Annotated in this window: 1 protein-coding gene; it reads right to left on the bottom strand. The window is 40.6% G+C overall.

All coding sequences use genetic code 11. The features are described 5' to 3' along the window. Positions 1-393: 393 nt before the first annotated feature. Entirely contained in the window at positions 394-1,110 is a 717-nt protein-coding gene (locus tag F557_RS21375) for an AlbA family DNA-binding domain-containing protein (protein ID WP_019002590.1), read from the bottom strand. Positions 1,111-1,615 lie beyond the last annotated feature (505 nt).

The following is a 1,615-nucleotide window of genomic DNA, read 5'->3' as shown; positions in this document are numbered from 1 at the left end:
AATAAGCAGATTTCGAACAATGATCCTGTTCAGCCCGAAATAATTATTGCTGCCGAGAAACAGCCGTCAGCCGAATAAATCTGAAATATCATTGCCGATATTGCGGGCCAGCACCCGCAATTCTTTCTTTCCTCTCTTTAAACAAATCCGGCCGCCGGTGATTAAAGTGTAAACCCCGGGCAGGAGATTCCTCCAGAACATCATCATACTCAGAAACAGTCATCCCAAAGCGGGAGTCTAATCACTACATTTATACCCCTGCATGGATCAAGATTCATCGGAAAAAGCAATCAGGAATTTCCAGAAAGCTTCTCCAGGAACGGACGTAATCATCGATCAAGATTCACCGGAAAAGGGAGTCATGAATTACCTCAAAAGCTGGTCACGACCTCACTAAATTTCCACCATGGTTTCATTGATGGACTCCATGTAGTCCAATACTTTATCAATAGAGGTAATCAGGCAGGTTCCGCCATACTCATTTCTTTTTATGAGATTCGTCTTATCTTTTCCTGCAAAAGTGACAACTTTAATTGAAATATCATTTTTATCAGCAAGCAGAAAGGCCATTAGGTTATATTTTCCATCGTTATTTTTCAGCCCTGTATTAACTTCAAAAGTTGACTGATCAACGGTCAGGCCTGCTGTTACGTATGCAATTTTAAGTTTATTAAATGAAAGTGTCTGAACCGGAGCAGGCACTAAAGTTAAAATATCTGACGATGTTTGCTTGTCCATTAACTCTTTCAAGGCTGTCGGGCTTAATTCTCTATCTTCATCCGCTGAACGCATGTAATAGCGTCCGTAAGCAGAATAAGGCTTTTCAGAACCGCGAACTTCAATCTTTATTACGTTTTTGTCATCTATCAGTTTATGTTCAATGGTAGGTATAATCTGAGGTTTAATGAAATTTGCTATCGCCTGGGATATTTCTCTGAGTGTTCTGTCTCCCATTTGCTGACCAACCACATCACCGTTATCTTTAACTCCAAAATACAGAATTCCATAGCCATTCTTGTTGAGCATTGAAGCTAAAGATGTTATTCCTTCACGAAGCTCTCCTGTTGTCTTCTTAAATTCAATTTTTTCTGTTTCTACCCCTATATTCATCGCTACATACCCCTTAATACATTATTGTTGGCTTTGCAATGGAGCTAATCTTCGCTATTCTTAATAATACTTCAATCTGTCCCTTATTTGCTACTCTATTTGCTACTCTATTTGCTACTCTATTTGCTACTCTATTTGCTACTCCATTTGCTACTCCATTTGCTACTCCATTTGCTACTCCATTTGCTACTCCATTTGCTACTCATATTTTCTTAGTGGAACGCAATTATGCGCAGATATGAATCGGGTAGGGGGAGCCTAACTCACCCCTCCCACACCACCGAACGTGCGGATCCGCATTCGGCGGTTCAAAACGATAAACGCAGAAGTAAATATATCAGCCCTTCCACGCAAACTGTTCCAAAGTAGCCCATCCCTCACTCAGCAGACGCTTATTACTAAGAATTCTGTGAATTACAGGAGTCATGGACATAGTCCAGTACCTATTAGAGGAATACGCATATTCGGATTTTAAAGGAACTCGCTTCGCCCTTTTCCTGAACTC

Source organism: Succinimonas amylolytica DSM 2873, from assembly GCF_000378405.1.
GTDB classification, from domain to species: domain Bacteria; phylum Pseudomonadota; class Gammaproteobacteria; order Enterobacterales; family Succinivibrionaceae; genus Succinimonas; species Succinimonas amylolytica.
This window is presented reverse-complemented; position numbering and strand designations above follow the sequence as displayed.